Raw genomic sequence first — 16,922 nt, 5'->3', positions numbered from 1 at the left:
GCAAAAAATTAAAAACATTCTTTGCGAGATGCGTAGCACGAGAAAAGATGCGTCCGCTTCATACCTCTTCCCTTTATGGGAGAGGTTTTCCTTCTGCCTTCTGCCTCCTGCCTTCTGCCTTCTTTGATTAACATTATCCCATTTTCCTTATTGTTATGATGATTTGTTGACTTTTTCACGAACTTCCACAAATATTCACATATTTAGTCGTAATATTAGCTCACAGTACAGATAAAAAATACAGATTAATAGGGTGCGCTCTCCCTGTCCAGATGGTTTCTACTTGTGGGGTGGGGGAGATGGTTTTGTGCGTCAAAAATTACTGATTCATTCGAGACTGCTTTATGGAAAATGGAAAGTTTTCTCTCGTCCAGTCAGGACATATCTTCATCAAGCTTACCCAAACTAGAAATTAAGTGTTCGCCACACTTATTAACCTGGTTGCAAACTCAGTCTGTGAGCCTAGCTTTTACTACCTATCAAACTAATCGCCTGTTTTTTATTGGCTGCAATGAGCAAGGTAGGATAGCTGCCCACGAGCGCTTGTTTGATAAACCGATGGGCATGTATGCATCAAACAACAGTATACATCTTAGCACACGTTATCAAATTTGGCGCTTTGAGAATTTACTCGCACCAGGGGAAACATATCAGCAAAGTGACTGCCTTTACATTCCCCGCAAGGCATACACGACTGGCGATTTAAACGTCCACGATGTCGTGCTAGATTATGCAGAAAATCTCATATTTGTCAATACAGATTTTAGCTGTTTAGCCACCATCAGCAACGACTATAGTTTTGTACCCCTGTGGCAACCGCCGTTTATCTCCAAATTAGCAGCGGAAGACCGTTGTCACCTCAACGGCTTGGGGTTGCGTGACGGCAAACCTGCGTATGTCACTGCTTGTAGCACTACCGACAGCGCCGCAGGCTGGCGTAACCACCGGGTTGGCGGGGGTGTGGTGATGGATGTGCGAACCAACGACATCATCGCCACGGGGTTATCTATGCCCCACTCGCCCCGATGGTATCAAGGCAAGCTGTGGCTGTTGAATGCGGGGACGGGAGACTTTGGATATCTTGATGATGGGAAATTTGTACCCATTACCTTTTGTCCTGGGTTTGTACGGGGGTTGGCATTTTGGCAAAACTTCGCCTTTGTGGGCTTGTCAAAATTGCGATCGCCCACCTTTAGCGGACTACCCCTAGAAGAGAGGCTGACGGCTTTGGGCAATACTTCCCAGTGTGGGGTAATGGTGATTGACATCAACACTGGCAATACAGCGCATTGGCTGCACTTCGATGGTGTAGTTGAAGAACTATTTGATGTGGTAGTGCTACCGGGTGTGCGTCAGCCCCAGTGCTTGGGCTTCCAGTCAGAGGAAATCGAACGCCTAGTCACCTTTCCTGGTTCGGGCGGCATCGTCACCACCAAACCCACAGCAAAACGCCCCAGTGCAGGAGCGAAAGCACCCGTCGCCGGCTTACCCAGGCAACTTTGGGAAGACACCCAGCACTCAGAACTCAGCACCCAGCACTCAGCACGGGCTAAACGCCCCGCTACCGCTAACAGCACTCAGCACTCAGCACTCAAATACCAGCGCGTCTATCACCTCACTGCTAGCAGCCTAGCTGATTATGATGCCTTCACCTTCCCCAGTTTGCAACAGCGCTGGCAAACCCAACCGCAACGGGGGGAATTGGTGGGGATTTCGGCATCGATGGCGGGGGACATGGTGGCATTTGCGATCGCACAAATGCTACCTGACAAGACTGCGGAATTAATATCGCTGTTTGTTGCACCGCTATATCGGCAGCAGGGGATTGCTACCAAGCTGATGCAGTATTTAGACAAAGCTTTGGTGGCGGAAGGCTGTACCCAAGTTAGGGTAGTTTACCAGCCGACGGCGTTAACTGCCAACGCTCTCGAACCTTTGTTATTGAAACTGGGTTGGCAATCACCGCAAAATAACCAAAACGGGGAAAAGCGATCGCACAAAGTCCTGGTGTTACAGCAGTCGGAGGCGAGTTTGATTGTTGATGCTGCCCGATCGCAGTTTGAGAAGGGTAAGCAATTGGCACAACAGGGCGATCTACCAGGAGCCATTGGATGTTTCCAAGCAGCCATAGGCTTGCAACCGGATTATATTGCCGCTTACAACCAGTTGGGTAATGCTTTGCAGGGGTTAGGGCGGTTAGAAGAAGCGATCGCCACTTACCAACACATTATCCACCTCAACCCCAATGTTGCCCAGGCACATTGTAACCTGGGGGCGATTTGGCAGATGCAGGGGAAGACACAGGAGGCGATCGCGGCTTATCAACGGGCAATTCAACTCAAGCCAGACCTGGTGGCAGCGCACCAGAATCTCGCTAACTTACTGGGGGATAAATGACAAGCCATGAGCAAGATTAATCCGGCGGCAAGATCGCCGCCACACCTATAGGAACTGACGATCTACTTTACCCCACCCTAACCCTCCCCTTGGTAAGGCTACGGTGTACACACAAATCTTGGCGGAGTGTATCTATCCCGCCCCGGAATGAATTCCGAGTCTAATAGCACAAGTCCTCTCAAGAGGACTAGATGATAAATTCCTAAAATCTTCAGTCCGTTTCAACGGACTTTCGCTATTAGCCTGGGAATGAATTCCCAGGTGGGAATCGGTTCAGCGTGAAAATTTTCGACTTGTGTATACACCGTAGCTTTTATAAGGGGGGATTAAGGGGGGTAAAACTCCCAATAAAGCCGAGGGAACTAAAGTTTTTCAGGAGTGGAAACTCCAAGCAGTTGTTTAGCAAATGAAAAAAAACCAAAATGGCTACATTTAACGAGCAAACAGGCACAGCCAACCCCTTCAATGGCATTGATGTCGGGGGTTACAGCACCCCCACCTTAGCCGACATCGATGGCGATGGCGATTTGGATGCCATTGTTGGGGAATTTGACGGCACGCTCTTTTACTACAAAAACACAGGCACAGCCACCAACCCCACCTACACCCAGCAAACAGGCACAGCCAACCCCTTCAATGGCATTGATGTGGGGTATTTGAGCGCCCCCACCTTTGCCGACATCGATGGCGATGGCGATTTGGATGCCATTGTTGGGGAATTTGACGGCACGCTCTTTTACTACAAAAACACAGGCACAGCCACCAACCCCACCTACACCCAGCAAACAGGCACAGCCAACCCCTTCAATGGCATTGATGTGGGACGTTTTAGCAGCCCCACCTTAGCCGACATCGATGGCGATGGCGATTTGGATGCCATTGTTGGGGAATTTGACGGCACGCTCTTTTACTACAAAAACACAGGCACAGCCACCAACCCCACCTACACCCAGCAAACAGGCACAGCCAACCCCTTCAATGGCATTGATGTGGGGTATTTGAGCGCCCCCACCTTTGCCGACATCGATGGCGATGGCGATTTGGATGCCATTGTTGGGGCAGGTGACGGCACGCTCTTGTACTACAAAAACACAGGCACAGCCACCAACCCCACCTACAGCCAGCAAACAGGCACAGCCAACCCCTTCAATGGCATTGATGTGGGGTATTTGAGCGCCCCCACCTTTGCCGACATCGATGGCGATGGCGATTTGGATGCCATTGTTGGGGAAGGTGACGGCACGCTCTTGTACTACAAAAACACAGGCACAGCCACCAACCCCACCTACAGCCAGCAAACAGGCACAGCCAACCCCTTCAATGGCATTGATGTGGGGTATGAAAGCAGCCCCACCTTTGCCGACATCGATGGCGATGGCGATTTGGATGCCATTGTTGGGGCAGGTGACGGCACGCTCTTGTACTACAAAAACACAGGCACAGCCACCAACCCCACCTACAGCCAGCAAACAGGCACAGCCAACCCCTTCAATGGCATTGATGTGGGGTATGAAAGCAGCCCCACCTTTGCCGACATCGATGGCGATGGCGATTTGGATGCCATTGTTGGGGAAGGTGACGGCACGCTCTTGTACTACAAAAACACAGGCACAGCCACCAACCCCACCTACAGCCAGCAAACAGGCACAGCCAACCCCTTCAATGGCATTGATGTGGGGTATTTGAGCGCCCCCACCTTTGCCGACATCGATGGCGATGGCGATTTGGATGCCATTGTTGGGGCAGGTGACGGCACGCTCTTGTACTACAAAAACACAGGCACAGCCACCAACCCCACCTACAGCCAGCAAACAGGCACAGCCAACCCCTTCAATGGCATTGATGTGGGGTATTTGAGCGCCCCCACCTTTGCCGACATCGATGGCGATGGCGATTTGGATGCCATTGTTGGGGAAGGTGACGGCACGCTCTTGTACTACAAAAACACAGGCACAGCCACCAACCCCACCTACAGCCAGCAAACAGGCACAGCCAACCCCTTCAATGGCATTGATGTGGGGGATTACAGCGCCCCTACCTTAGCCGACATCGATGGTGATGGCGATTTGGATGCCATTGTTGGGGTAAATGACGGCACGCTCAGGTACTTCTACAACACTCCTAATCGTCCCCCTGTTGCCGTCAACGATGCCGTCAGCACCGACGAAAACACCGTCCTCAACGGCAATCTCCTGGCTGCCAACCCCACCACCCCCGACAGTGACCCCGATGGCAATCCCCTCACCGTCACCCAAGTAAATGGCACTGCCACCAATGTTGGTAGCCAAATCAACCTGGGTAATGGTAAACTCACGGTCAATGCCGATGGCACTTTTAGCTTCAACCCCAACGGCGGCTACGAGACTTTAACCCAAGCAGCCACAGCCACTGAGAGCTTCAACTACACCATCAGCGATGGCTTCGGCGGCACTGCAACCGCCACTGCGACCATTACAATTACCGGGGTGAATGATACCGCCACCATCACAGGCACAGCCACAGGCGCAGTCACCGAAGATGCCAGCACACCCAATTTAACCGCCACAGGTGCATTAACTGTCGCTGATGTCGATACTGGCGAAAACAAATTTAACACCACCGTCACAGGCACAGGTAACTTAGGCAGTCTCACCATCACCAATACTGGAACCTGGAATTACAGCGTTGCTAACAGTGCCGTGCAATCTCTGGGTGCAGGGGTGACAAAAAACGAAACCTTCACCGTGCGATCTCTTGACGGTACTGCCAGCCAAAATATCGTCGTGACAATTACCGGGGTAAATGATGCGGCTACCATCACAGGTACAGCCACAGCCGCAGTCACCGAAGATGCCACCACACCTAATTTAACCGCCACAGGTGCATTAACCGTTGCTGATGTCGATACTGGCGAAAACAAATTTAACACCACCGTCACAGGCACAGGTAACTTAGGCAGTCTCACCATCACCAATACTGGAACCTGGAATTACAGCGTTGCTAACAGTGCCGTGCAATCTCTGGGTGCAGGGGTGACAAAAAACGAAACCTTCACCGTGCAATCTGTTGACGGTACTGCCAGCCAAAATATCACCGTCACCATCAACGGCGTGAATGATGCCCCTGTTGCAGGCACAGATTCTTTGACTGCCACCCAATTCATCCCCACTACCATTGCTGTCAGTACCCTACTTGCCAACGATAGCGATGTCGATACTGGCGATGTGTTGAAAATTACCGGGGTTAGCAATGCCGTCAGCGGCGCAGCAGTCTTGTTTAACAATTTCACTCCCAATAACGCTGCTGATGATTTCATTATCTTTGCTCCCACGAACAGCGGTACAGGCAGCTTCAAATACACTGTGACTGATAGTAAGGGCGGCACTACCCAAGGTACTGTCAACCTGCTCATTGGCTCTAGCCAACTCGGTGGTAATGGCAAAGATACCCTCCAGGGCAATGACGGCCCTGACTTGCTTGATGGCGGTAACGCCAAGGACAGTCTCTATGGTGGCAAAGGCGATGATACCCTGATTGGCGGCAATGGCGACGATTTGTTAGTCGGTGGTGCAGGTGCCGATCTGTTGGTAGGGGGCAATGATGCTGATACCTTCCGCTTCGCCCTCACGGATTCGCTACTCAGTGGATTTGACCGCATTGCTGACCTGCAAATTGGCACGGATATCATTGATGGCCCCAATGCTGTCAGTGCCGCCAACCTCAGAAAGCTAGGGGCGGTGAGTGCTTTAACCCAAGCTGGTATCAGTGCGGTGTTGACTAACGCTAACTTTGTTACCAACGGTGCTGCCACCTTTAGCTTTGGTAGCCGTACTTTCTTGGCTCTCAATGATGGTACTGCGGGTTTCCAAGATACCAGCGATGGGGTGATGGAAATTACCGGGTTTAGCGGTAGCTTGACTAATTTGGCTATTGTCTAAATCAACTCAGGGCGATCGCACTTTTGAGACAACTTGAGGTGCGATCTGATCATGTTTTGGTGCGTTGCGCTGGGCGACAACGCACCCTACCGCAGAAGTGTTGGTCTAGTGAGAGCGATCGCTTGATCTCATTCATTGCCCACAGAGAATGCTGGGCACTATATATTAAGATTATTTGGACAAAAATATTTACAGTCATTGCGAGCGAAGCAATCTCAGCCGCAAGCGAATTGCTCCATTCGCAATGACATTGTGTAATTAATTATGTCTGACTACTTATATCTAATGATTTTAAGCTCTTTACTCTGTGTCCTCTGCGCCTCTGTGGTTAAAAAACTTTTAAACCGCAGAGGCACAGAGATCGCTGAGAACAAATAAGAGGTTTTATAGCGGTTCTCGCTTGGGTGCAGTATAATTTTGACCTCTCTCCCAGCCCCTCTCCTCGTAGGCTACGGTGTACACACAAGTTTGCCCAGAGCGAGTTTCCACCCAAAAAAGGTGGATTCAAATTGCTCAAGACCGCGAACCAAAGTAGTAATACCAGGAGGTTTTTGAGACTTGTAACCAGACCAACCACCAAGTCGAGCAATAATCCAAGTAGCCCAAGGAAGAGAGGAAAGCGGATAGGGATTTTGTTGCAATTGAGTTTTCCCCTCTAAAGTTGGTGAAATACTAGACAAACAATGCTGTTGCTCATGAGAAAAAGCAATAGTAGCAGGTAAATCAGGGTTATCCCGTCCTTGAATCAGTTTTCAGAAGGCAGAAGGCAGAAGGCAGGAGGCAGAAGGCTTTTATGGAACCCACGTTTAAAAACGCGGGATTGAAATAAGGACGAGGCCAGATGCTCCACAAGGGATGCATCCCAAGACCGCACTGGCTCCCTTGTGTCTCCTGGCACTTTCCGCTCGACACAAATCTTTTTATACTAGTGGGCAATAACCCACAACTAAAGTTTTTATTAGTACTTCTTTCCTTCTGCCCTCTGCCCTCAGCGCTGGAGCCTTTCTTTGTAAAATTCGCACAGCGACGGACAAAGCTAATACAGTCAGTCGTTGAATGGCAGCAATCGATTCTAATTGGGTAGCTTCGAGATTTAAACCAGCAGTTTTGAGGGTGGCAAAAAGTTGTTCCATCTGTGTTGTTTCCTACTACGCCTGGGAGCAATGCGATTTTGTGAGGTGAGGCAGGAGGCAGAGGGCAGGAGGCAGGAGGCAAGAGACAGAAGGGTTTTAAGACTTGATCTTTTGAATGCTTGACACTAAAATTCCTTGAAACCTATCGACTTCTTCCAAAACAGGAGTAAATAATTCAGGCGATACTAATCCGACTTCCTTAGAAATAATCAACTGAGTATCAAGTTCTCGAAGCGAACCTAAAGCAATGTGTAGAAATTGGATATATTCGTTCTGCGTCCGTCTTCCATAACCTTCAGCTATATGTAAAGAAGGCAGGAGGCAGGAGGCAGAGGGCAGAAGGGAAGAATTTGAACGGGGCTTTAACCCCGCTCAATTCTTAGCCACCAAATCGGAGATTATGGTGGGGGACTCAGACCCTTGCTCCCTGAGAGGTCGCAGCAGAGGGCAGGAGGCAGGAGGCAGTAACCTCCTGCCTCCTGCCCTCTGCCTTTCTTGTTGATGGCACGGAAACTGCCGAGCGTCTAATCTGGCTAGTTAATCCGTAAAGTTCAGATTTCGGGAATTTTTCGGTAAGTCGATAGCAGTTAATGGCAAGCTTGACACCACGCTGCCAAATAAATTGTTCTCTGTAACTCATGGCGCAACAAGTTTGGAGTAGGAAGTTGGGAGAAATTACATCATTATACACCTCCTGCCCCCTGCCTCCTGCCTCCTGACTTGAACGCAGAATTCTCACAAAATCGCGTTGTTCCCTTTCGAGCAGTCACAATCTACCCACGGAATCTTTGCGGTGTAGCTTTCTTTGAGTAGCGATCGCCTTATGCTTTTAGAATTTAACTTACGAAAATTTCTGTACTAATTTTATACAATTGCTCCCAATATGCCATTAACTGCACGTAAATAATCATCTGGCGATAGCAGAAGCAACATACCTCGCATTCCACCAGAAACAGTGATCTTCTCAAATAGGGTTGCTGTTTCATCAAGGTAAACTCGATAGTCTTTTTTACTAGCTAAAGCTGTCACACCGCCACGGATGTATCCTGTTAGTGGCTGGACTTCCTTCAGAGCAACTGTCTCAACCTTGCGGTTTACTGAAATTCGAGCTAAAGCTTTTAAGTCCAACTGAGCATTTCCCGGTACAACAGCAAAACAGATACCTGTTGTGTCACCTCTGACTACTAGAGTTTTAAAAACTTGCTCTGGGGGAAGTCCCACTTTCTGGGCTGTACTAAGAGCAGCCAGATTGTCAGGGTTAACTTCATAGCTCAGGATTTGGTAGGAAATACCTAGTTTATCCAATAGTCGAGCAGCATTGGTTTTCATCAACCTTTCGTTATTTTAAGCTTTAATATCTTAGTTTCTCAAGCTTGTAAAAATATATCCTTGCTTTATAGAAATTCTCTATTCAATAGCAACAGGATAATAAAACTTATTTTTAATTACTTGCAAACCTAAATTTTATACCTATATAAAATAGGTAGCTCCTACAATGAAATTATCCCAATGAAATTCCGCTAAATTTTTGAAATAGTTTAGTAGCATAGGAGTCAGTCATACCAGATATATAGTCTGTAATTTTCAGAATTTTTTCATAGCTATCATCCTCCAAACTTAGATGATATTCTTTCGGAAGCATTTGATAGACTAATTTGGACTTATTGTCATTATTGAAGATTGTGTTAGCAAACTCAGTAAATAACTTGGCTAAAACTTCGTATCCAGCAACTTGGATACTAACTACATCCTGGTGCTGAAAAACAGTATCACTAGTTTGTTTTCCAATTTCTTTTAGATGCTTTGCATAATCACTTAAAGATAATAAATCTTCTTCAAATTCTCCCGAAAGAATTTTTACTTCATTATCTAAAAAAATTTGAGTTGCTTCTCTTATAAGTTTATCAATAGCTTTAGCACGCAATCGTTTAATTTTTTCATCCTTGCTATCATCATCTTTTTGAATATCAATATCTGCAATCTTATTAAGCAAGTCTTTAGCTTGCTCAAATGATATATAACCCATACGATGTCCATCTTCTACATCAACAATTGAGTAACAAATGTCATCTGCTGCTTCAACCAAAAAAGCAAGTGGATGTCTACACCACCATGCTGCATTATCATGACGGCGAATTAACCCAACTGTATTTGCTACTTCAGCAAATAAATCTTTTTCTGCCTGAAAAAAACCATGTTTTTTAGGAATTCTACTTGTGGAATTTTTTAAGATAGATTCTGGTATTAAAGATTCTCTAGGATACTTTGTAAAAGCAGCTAAAGTTGGGCAAGTGAGATGCATCCCCCCTCTTTGAGGAACCATTTCAAGGTTAGTTAAAATCCTAAATCCTTGTGCATTACCTTCAAATAAATCAAAGTCAGCTTTTTGAAACTCGGTAAGTAGTTCCTCTTTCATTTGGTTAACAGAACTATACCAAGATTGAAATGCTGTACGAATGGCATCTTCTCCAGAATGACCAAAGGGAGGATTACCAATATCATGAGCTAGACAAGCAGCAGACACAATCTCACCGAAGTCTGACGGACTGTAACCATATTTATCAAGCTTGTGTCTTTTTATAATTTCATCGCCCACAATCCTACCAAGGGAGCGGCCAACACAAGAAACTTCAAGACTATGAATTAGACGGGTACGAATATAGTCATTTGTGGGTAAGGAAAAAACCTGTGTTTTATCTTTGAGGCGGCGGAAAGGGGAAGAAAATACCAAACGATCATAGTCTCTTAAAAACGGGGTACGGCCGAATATCTTCTTGTTCAGTCCTACCAAGCCTTTGAGGTGTCAGGAGCTTTTTCCAATCCATCATAGTTATTTCCGTAGCAATAATATATTTTTTGCTACATTGTACTCAACCTAAGCTAAATTGTAACCTGCTAATAAACTGTTTTTTACTTCCAAAATAAGATTCTACGTAATTTTTGCACTTCCTACTTATCGGATGCAAAATTGCCATAATTGTTCAGAGGCTTAACAAATCCTGTACTCAGACTCTAGAAGCGTCAACAATTTCTCTTCGACAGCCGTTAAATAAGGCCGTTGATTTCAATCGGTGAGCAGGATGTGGGAATCTTAGAAATTAATTAATAATTTCTCCTTTGTTATTGGCCAACTTTTCACGCCATTTTTGGAGTTCTTCAGGTGTTTGTCTCACCCAATCTGTGACTTCGCCAACGATTTTTAATGGTGCTTGGGAGCGATATGAGCGTGTCGGATTGCCGGGAAATTTTTTGTCTGTATAATGGGCTGAAATAAATTTTTCAAAGTCGTGTGTCGCTTCGTTCCAGGCTTGAAGAAACAGTTTACTTGCTTCTTCTGGTTTGCCTTTTTCTTCCATGCCCATACCTTGAAGACAGAGTTTAACAACATTGTTGTTTGGGTTGAATTCCATGATTACTTTGTCTGGTAATGATTGTAATTTCGATTTAGTTGCTTGTCCTTAGTCCGTTGAAGTGCATCGTAACTACTGCTAACAGTTCGCTTGAGCGGCTGCAAATAACCTTTACCTCACACCAACACTCATCCTTACCCCTGAGTTCAAGGTTGTCCTTGGCTAAAACTTGGCATACTTCGCCCAAGTGGTAGGTGTTTGGTACTCTGGTTCGCTCCATTATGCGCTGCACAATGTCTAACACCACGACTCAGTTGCCCCTGCTATGCCTTAACTGACGTTTAGTGTAATTCTGTATGAACTCAACCTTAGAATCATCATCTTCTCACCTCCAAAAACTGCAAAATGTCCCTCAACGCCACTTTCTTCCCCTCCATCTCCTGAATGCACTTCAGTAACCGCTTGGGGATATACTTTGATGACTTGAGGGCGCGATCGCTGTTGTGGGTGTTAGTGCAATCTGGCGTATAAGCTATGTCTGCAATTATGAACCGCATTACGCAATCTCACATTTTTGGTGAAATCCTAGCATTTTGGATACAAGTAATAGGAGATTTAGGCAGATTGGGACAATAAACCTGACATATCTAATACCCTCTGTGACCAAGTACTCGCTTGCTCGGACATATTTTTCCGTTCGCTCTCTTCAGACCAAAGACTGTCAAATTTTAATTTCCATCGTGCTAGTTGAACTTGAATGCTAACCAATTCTTCGGCATACTCTGGTTCAATTTCTGCTGCTGTCCATTCAATAAAACATATAGTTTCATCTGCTACACTCTCCACTGCTTCCGGGTAAACAGTGTTACAAAATGTTCTTAACCTAGCTAAATTGGACGCGATATGTCCTAAGCGATTTGACGTATTTTCGCTTTGAAACCGTGCTTGTTTATCATCCCCTTTCTGGTTCATATCCACCTATTAACTCCTGAGCAATTTTTTTAACACGTTCTCGAATCTCTGGGTTTTGAATTATCATTGAGCGATTATTTTGACTAGGGCGGATGTTAATAATTGATTCGTAAGCTATTGATTGGTTAAATGGAATCCAGTCTGCACCCCAAATATCTCGCTGTCTACTACCATCTTCGAGTAATGCTGCTTCACAGTAGGCGTGCTTTTCCCCTCCCCCCGCTAAAATACCTCTTTCTATGTCTATTGCTATTTTGATATAAAGTCCCAGAGTTTGCAGCATTTGCTCAAACTGTTCTAGCGTCGCCCTTTCTTTGATAATCAGTACCAATATTACACCCCTAGCACAATATGGTAAGCAAACTTGAGTTATTCAGACTCTCCAATCAAAGTAAAAGCTGCCCAATCAGCAGGATTGGGATGTTTTTTCTTCGTCGTCAGCATCGCTTGGCGCAAAGCATCGGCTTTATCAGGATTTTTGCGGAAATTTTCATAAAATTCTGTCATTAACTCAGCAGTGGGTGCATCGGGTATCGACCACAGAGAAACTATCACACTGGGAACCCCAGCAGCAATTATGGAACGAGATAACCCAATTACTCCATCACCTGTTAACCGACCTTGCCCAGTATCGCAAGCACTTAAAACAACTAATTCGGCACTTAAAGCAGAACCTTGTGGTTGTGCATACAAATTTAGGATATCTTCTGCTGTCAACAAACCGTTATCCTCTCCTTCAGGAGCAAAGACGATAGAACTTCCCAATCCCTGAATATCATCCAATAAGCCATGAGTTGCTAAATGAATTATTTTAGCTAGTGGCAGTTTTTGCAACACTGCCTTTTTAGTAGCTTGATTGCCAATCAAAGCTTTGGTCTTCCAAAATGAAGCAATTGCAAGAGCTTCTTTTTCTGAACCAGGAAGCGTACTTAACTGCTTAGGTGGTTCTTCAGGTTTTAAAGAAACCTTGGGCATTGTGGGATTACCAACTACTAAGATATCTTTGGCTGAACCTGTAAGTTTTTGCCGGAGTTTGTGAGTAGAATCTAATACTTGAATCGAGGGAGCGGTGAGGATGGTATGTTTATCGATTAAGTATTGTCCCGATGAATCTTGCAATGCTGGGAAGGGTACGAGAAATAGGGCATTTTGGGGAATGAAGATGACGTGGGCTGTTTCTTCTTTTGGTAGTAAGTCTGCAATTGGTTGGATAAGTAACTGATAAAGTTCTTGTAATTGCGTGTTTTTGGCGTTTGCGCTAGGGCTGTTTGTCACCTTTTCTAGAACATCTGTTATTGGACGTTCTATTGCTGCTTTCTCTGCCTCCCAAGAGGGCAAGCGGATAGTGATTTTACCGTTCTTAACATCTACTGAAACTACTTGCCAAGCTTCCCAGTCTGGATCATCATCATTGAGTTTGACGCGATCGCCTGATGTAAAAGTGATGTTATTATTACCACGACTAGCAACATTCATACCTGTAACAATCGACTGACGCGTTTGGGCAATTTTATCTCTGAGGGAGATATTTTGTTGCTGCCAAAGGCGTTTGAGGTCGGCTTTACGAAAGGTGACTTCACCTGTGGGTTTTATAACCCAAATATAGAGTTGTGACTCAAGCCATTGTTTTTCCCTTCAATTTTGAATCTTTCATCAATAATTGAGTATTCTACGAAAGTGACATTTTGTTCTTTGGCGATTTGTTTAAGTAGGTTGATGGTGGGTTTTAGTTGAATCTGCGTTTTTTGTTTTTCGGCTAATAACTCCACAAATGCACGAGCGCGTCCGCGTTCCGAGGTTTCTAAAGCTTTTTCGTATTGATTTTGGGTTATATATGCTTGTTGTAAAACTTCGTATACATTTATTTGAGTGTCAATTATTGAGATTTTATCAGCATCTTTTAGTCCGGGACGGAGCAGTTCTAGAGCATCAACCGCTGCGCTTAGATTCTCTATAGCTTTTGCTGATTTATCTGTTCGGAGATAAACATACCCAATATTACTGAGAGAAGCTGCTTCTTCGTCTTTACTACCAAGTTTTTTGTTGATTACCAATGCTTGTTGGTAAAAATCCAACGCTTTAGGGTATTGTCCCCAACTGTCGTAAACTGACCCAATATTATGGAGAGTGGCTCCTTCACCTGGTTTATTGCTAATTTGTCGATATTTCTGCCTAGCTTGTTGGAAAAAATCCAAAGCTTTGGCATATTCTTCCGAACTGTTGTAAACGAACCCGATATTATTGAGAGTAGTAGCTTCTCCCAAGCGATCGCCAGTTTGTTTGCGAATATCTAAAGCTAGCTGGAAAAGCTTCAAAGCTTCAAGTTTTAGCTCAAAAATATTGGCAGTTCCCGCCATGCTGTCAAGAGTATTCCCTTCTTCTATTTTATTACCAATTTCTCTGTGAATATCTAAAGCTTGTTTATAAAGCTTCAAAGCTTTAAGATATTGTCCCAAGCTGTCGTAAACTGAAGCAATATTGCTGAGAGTAGTTCCTTCCCCTGCTCGATCGCCAACCTGTTTGCAAATTCCCAAAGCTTGTTGGTAAAAATCTAAAGCTTTGGAATATTGTCCCAAGCTATAATAAACTGACCCAATACCATTGAGGGTAGGGACTTCTCCTAACTTATCACTAACTTGTTGACGAATCGTCAAAGCTTGTTGCAAGAGTTCCAACGCTTTAGGGTATTCTCCTAACTTGCGGTAAACTACCCCAATGTTGTTTATAACGGTTCCTTTTTCCTTCTTCTCATCAATTTGTTCGAGAAGCACTAATCCTTTTTGTAAGAATTCCAGTGCTTTGGAGCTTTCTCCTAATACCTGGTAAACTGATCCGATATTACCCAGAGCAATGCCTTCCTCTGCTTTTTCACCAAGTTCTTTGTAAATTTCTCTCGCTTGCTGGTAACATTCCAAAGCTTTAGGGTATTCTCCCAAACTAAAGTAAGCATTACCAATATTGCCTAGTGTAGAGCCTTCTCCTGCTTTATCACCTATCTGTTGGCGAATCTTCAAAGCTTGCTGATAAAGTTCTAACACTTTGGGGTATTGTGCCAAGCTCATGTAAACTGAGCCAATATCATTGAGAGTTGTTCCTTCTGCTGCTTGGTCTTCAATTTGCCGATTTATAGCCAAAGCCTGTTGATAAAATTCCAATGCTTTGCGGTATTGTCGCAATTTGTCGTAAAGCGACCCAGCATTGTAGAGAATAGTTCTTTCTAACTTTTGATCGCCAATTTGTTTGCGAATTGCCAAAGCTTGCTGCATATACTCAAGAGCTTTAGGATATTGTGCTAAATCGTAGTATGATGAACTAATATTATTGAGTGTAGTTGCTTCCCCAGCTTTGTCACCGTTTTGTTTGCGAATATTCAAAGCTTGTTGATAGAAATCTAAGGCTTTTTTATATTGTTTCAACCTGTCGTAAACTAAACCAATATCATTAAGATTCTTTCCTTCCGAAACTTTTTCACCAATTTGTTTGGAAACAGTTAAAGCCTGTTGTAAATATTTAAGCGCATTGGAGTGTTGTCCCAAGTTAAGGTAAGTATGCCCAATAATATTGAGAGTAGCTGCTTCTGCGGAACCCTGTTTAATTTTCCTGACGATAGCTAAAGCTTTTTGGAATGTCTCCAATGCTTCTTGGTATAACTTTTTATTGTACTGTTCTACGCCTAACTGAGACAGTCGTAGTAATTCCTGGAGTTCTAGCTTCTGTTGTCTTTGTTCGTCTTCGGTCTGCGTTTGCACGATCTGCGCTCCTCCTTTCGGAGAGGCTACGCCAACGCAGCAGCGCTTCGCGATCGCTCTTTCCCGACTTTCAGTAACAACTGACACTGGTAAAGTTAGCAATAGCAGCAGACAAACAGTAATTTTACAAATAGAATTAATCCCGCTTTTCCCCGCTAAGGTAACAATATCCAAAGCCAGCTTTTGAGAACGCATACTAAAGGTGACAATTATTGCAATTATTATGAATATTAACCGATTAGTAACTTATTTCAATTGGATCGTCTTGACAGCTACCATAAGTCTGCTCAAAAAAATTGGGTGCCCATCCCAATTCTTCTGGTGTTTTTGCGGTTGTTGACGGTTTTAGTTGTTGATAAATCACCATTACAACTATATCTTTGTCTGTTATTCCCAATGGGATATCAAGGTGTAAAATCCCATCAGCCTCAACATGAGAACATAACTTTATACTCTGCATTACTGTTTTCTCCTAGTCCTTGATTGATTGAAAATTACGTGGTATCTCATCTATAATGCCGTACTCTTTCTCTATCAAACCCAACAGCTTGTCCTTCACATCCGTCAAATACGGTCGCTTCAACTCCTCTAAGTGCTTGAGAACAGCACGGGCAGCTTCTTCTAAGTTCTCGTTCTCCCGTAACCTACTGATGCGTAGGCGTAGCCCCCCGCAGGCATCGCTAATCTCCTGAACCTGCTGACACTCGGCAGGCAAATAGTTAAAGGACTTCAGGTGTTGCAAAGATACCGTGTACTCTCCATCCCAGGTTTTGACGGTGCAACTGAAGTCATTCACTGCGCTGACAATTGCCCAACAGCCACCTTTGCCTCTCAGTTGGGGATTATCTCCTTAAATACATCATCTCGTAGACAAGATAGTTTTTACTCTCCTGTTTCACCTATCTGATCTGCATCATCTGCCACTCCATTGCGAAAGCGCACTTCTAAGCCGTGTTCCGGCTCCCAGTCACACTCAGCTATCAACTTAAAGGTAGCAATATGCAGGTTGTACTCAATGTGTGGCGACACATAGATATATGAAAAAGTGACCTGCTCCCAGACCTGAATGGGATTAGCCAGTGGCGGCATTGACTCATCTCCAATCATCTCACGATATACATCATAATTTTGCAGCACAACAGGAGCAGTGATATGTAACACATCGCTTGGCAAGGTTAGAGCTTGCCCAATAGCTTTACGCTGGAGCGATGAAAGTTCTCCAATCCGCCCCTGTTCAAAATCCACGCAAATCGGTACACAGCGATCGCCCAAAACAGCACATTGTGCTAAAGTCCAGTAGTTGGATTCGCTTATAATCTGTCCAAACTCAGCATCGTAGTAACTTGTTGGGAGTTTGTTCATCATTCAGTACTATCTTTTAAAGGCTAATCATCTTACTTTGAG

At 44.8% G+C, this 16,922-nt stretch carries 14 protein-coding genes and 4 pseudogenes; 3 read left to right on the top strand and 15 right to left on the bottom strand.

Annotated features, from left to right (window positions below; translation table 11 throughout):
• Positions 1–351 precede the first annotated feature (351 nt).
• From HWQ36_RS18595 to HWQ36_RS18585, 3 genes are all read left to right on the top strand, one after another.
• Positions 352–2,397 carry a TIGR03032 family protein gene (locus HWQ36_RS18595; protein WP_292705159.1) on the top strand — a complete coding sequence of 682 codons (2,046 nt, stop codon included), beginning with the start codon at positions 352–354 and terminating at the stop codon, positions 2,395–2,397.
• Between the two features lie 422 nt (positions 2,398–2,819).
• Positions 2,820–6,314, top strand: a complete 3,495-nt coding sequence (locus tag HWQ36_RS18590) for a VCBS domain-containing protein (protein ID WP_292705158.1) — start codon at positions 2,820–2,822, stop codon at positions 6,312–6,314.
• A 38-nt stretch (positions 6,315–6,352) separates the two neighbouring features.
• Positions 6,353–6,562: a hypothetical protein gene (locus HWQ36_RS18585; RefSeq protein ID WP_292705157.1), complete on the top strand. Its 210-nt coding sequence runs from the start codon at positions 6,353–6,355 to the stop codon at positions 6,560–6,562.
• 201 nt (positions 6,563–6,763) lie between these two features.
• Here the strand turns inward: HWQ36_RS18585 and HWQ36_RS18580 are convergent.
• The 15 genes and pseudogenes from HWQ36_RS18580 to HWQ36_RS18505 form a co-directional block, all read right to left on the bottom strand.
• A pseudogene (locus HWQ36_RS18580) lies at positions 6,764–7,066 on the bottom strand (IS4 family transposase); the annotation flags it as partial.
• Positions 7,067–7,234: 168 nt separating this feature from the next.
• Positions 7,235–7,447 carry a hypothetical protein gene (locus tag HWQ36_RS18575; RefSeq protein WP_292705156.1) on the bottom strand — a complete coding sequence of 71 codons (213 nt, stop codon included), beginning with the start codon at positions 7,445–7,447 and terminating at the stop codon, positions 7,235–7,237.
• 96 nt (positions 7,448–7,543) lie between these two features.
• Positions 7,544–7,753, bottom strand: a pseudogene (locus tag HWQ36_RS18570) (four helix bundle protein); the annotation flags it as partial.
• A 175-nt stretch (positions 7,754–7,928) separates the two neighbouring features.
• Positions 7,929–8,138 (bottom strand): annotated as a pseudogene (locus tag HWQ36_RS18565) (four helix bundle protein); the annotation flags it as partial.
• A 173-nt stretch (positions 8,139–8,311) separates the two neighbouring features.
• A complete protein-coding gene (gene ybaK / locus HWQ36_RS18560) occupies positions 8,312–8,776 on the bottom strand; it encodes a Cys-tRNA(Pro) deacylase (RefSeq protein ID WP_292705155.1) in 465 nt (154 codons plus the stop codon).
• Positions 8,777–8,948: 172 nt separating this feature from the next.
• Positions 8,949–10,238, bottom strand: coding sequence for a dGTP triphosphohydrolase (dgt, locus tag HWQ36_RS18555; protein ID WP_292705154.1), 1,290 nt, complete (start codon positions 10,236–10,238; stop codon positions 8,949–8,951).
• Between the two features lie 307 nt (positions 10,239–10,545).
• A pseudogene (locus HWQ36_RS34395) lies at positions 10,546–10,710 on the bottom strand (NAD(+)--rifampin ADP-ribosyltransferase); the annotation flags it as partial.
• A 464-nt stretch (positions 10,711–11,174) separates the two neighbouring features.
• Positions 11,175–11,354 (bottom strand): hypothetical protein, encoded by a 180-nt coding sequence (locus tag HWQ36_RS18540; RefSeq protein ID WP_292705153.1) that lies wholly within the window; start codon positions 11,352–11,354, stop codon positions 11,175–11,177.
• A gap of 58 nt (positions 11,355–11,412) precedes the next feature.
• Positions 11,413–11,769: a hypothetical protein gene (locus tag HWQ36_RS18535; RefSeq protein WP_292705152.1), complete on the bottom strand. Its 357-nt coding sequence runs from the start codon at positions 11,767–11,769 to the stop codon at positions 11,413–11,415.
• Entirely contained in the window at positions 11,750–12,100 is a 351-nt protein-coding gene (locus HWQ36_RS18530) for a DUF5674 family protein (protein ID WP_292705151.1), read from the bottom strand. The genes HWQ36_RS18535 and HWQ36_RS18530 overlap by 20 nt, the downstream gene beginning before the upstream one ends.
• Positions 12,101–12,138: 38 nt before the next feature.
• Complete coding sequence (locus tag HWQ36_RS18525; RefSeq protein ID WP_366829256.1) at positions 12,139–13,245, bottom strand: CHAT domain-containing protein; 1,107 nt, start codon at positions 13,243–13,245, stop codon at positions 12,139–12,141.
• Positions 13,246–13,358: 113 nt separating this feature from the next.
• Positions 13,359–15,713 (bottom strand): tetratricopeptide repeat protein, encoded by a 2,355-nt coding sequence (locus HWQ36_RS18520; RefSeq protein ID WP_292705150.1) that lies wholly within the window; start codon positions 15,711–15,713, stop codon positions 13,359–13,361.
• A gap of 43 nt (positions 15,714–15,756) precedes the next feature.
• The gene (locus tag HWQ36_RS18515; protein WP_292705149.1) at positions 15,757–15,978 is read right to left on the bottom strand and encodes a hypothetical protein; all 222 of its coding nucleotides are present in this window, start codon (positions 15,976–15,978) and stop codon (positions 15,757–15,759) included.
• A gap of 12 nt (positions 15,979–15,990) precedes the next feature.
• A complete protein-coding gene (locus HWQ36_RS18510; RefSeq protein ID WP_292705148.1) occupies positions 15,991–16,314 on the bottom strand; it encodes a hypothetical protein in 324 nt (107 codons plus the stop codon).
• A gap of 86 nt (positions 16,315–16,400) precedes the next feature.
• Positions 16,401–16,883, bottom strand: coding sequence for a hypothetical protein (locus HWQ36_RS18505; RefSeq protein ID WP_292705147.1), 483 nt, complete (start codon positions 16,881–16,883; stop codon positions 16,401–16,403).
• Positions 16,884–16,922 lie beyond the last annotated feature (39 nt).

Origin of the sequence: Nostoc sp. NMS2 (assembly GCF_017115105.1) — a bacterium.
Lineage (GTDB): Bacteria > Cyanobacteriota > Cyanobacteriia > Cyanobacteriales > Nostocaceae > Nostoc.
Note: the sequence above shows the minus strand (reverse complement) of the source record. Positions and strands in the feature narration are given on the sequence as shown.

Excerpts from the sequence above, each read along its gene's own strand:
- HWQ36_RS18515 (WP_292705149.1), bottom strand. The coding sequence starts at position 15,978 with ATGCAGAGTATAAAGTTATGTTCTCATGTTGAGGCTGATGGGATTTTA.
- HWQ36_RS18535 (WP_292705152.1), bottom strand. The coding sequence starts at position 11,769 with ATGAACCAGAAAGGGGATGATAAACAAGCACGGTTTCAAAGCGAAAAT.
- HWQ36_RS18575 (WP_292705156.1), bottom strand. The coding sequence starts at position 7,447 with ATGGAACAACTTTTTGCCACCCTCAAAACTGCTGGTTTAAATCTCGAA.
- HWQ36_RS18525 (WP_366829256.1), bottom strand. The coding sequence starts at position 13,245 with ATGAATGTTGCTAGTCGTGGTAATAATAACATCACTTTTACATCAGGC.
- ybaK (WP_292705155.1), bottom strand. The coding sequence starts at position 8,776 with ATGAAAACCAATGCTGCTCGACTATTGGATAAACTAGGTATTTCCTAC.
- HWQ36_RS18520 (WP_292705150.1), bottom strand. The coding sequence starts at position 15,713 with ATGCGTTCTCAAAAGCTGGCTTTGGATATTGTTACCTTAGCGGGGAAA.
- HWQ36_RS18540 (WP_292705153.1), bottom strand. The coding sequence starts at position 11,354 with ATGCGGTTCATAATTGCAGACATAGCTTATACGCCAGATTGCACTAAC.
- HWQ36_RS18590 (WP_292705158.1), top strand. The coding sequence starts at position 2,820 with ATGGCTACATTTAACGAGCAAACAGGCACAGCCAACCCCTTCAATGGC.
- HWQ36_RS18595 (WP_292705159.1), top strand. The coding sequence starts at position 352 with ATGGAAAGTTTTCTCTCGTCCAGTCAGGACATATCTTCATCAAGCTTA.
- HWQ36_RS18505 (WP_292705147.1), bottom strand. The coding sequence starts at position 16,883 with ATGATGAACAAACTCCCAACAAGTTACTACGATGCTGAGTTTGGACAG.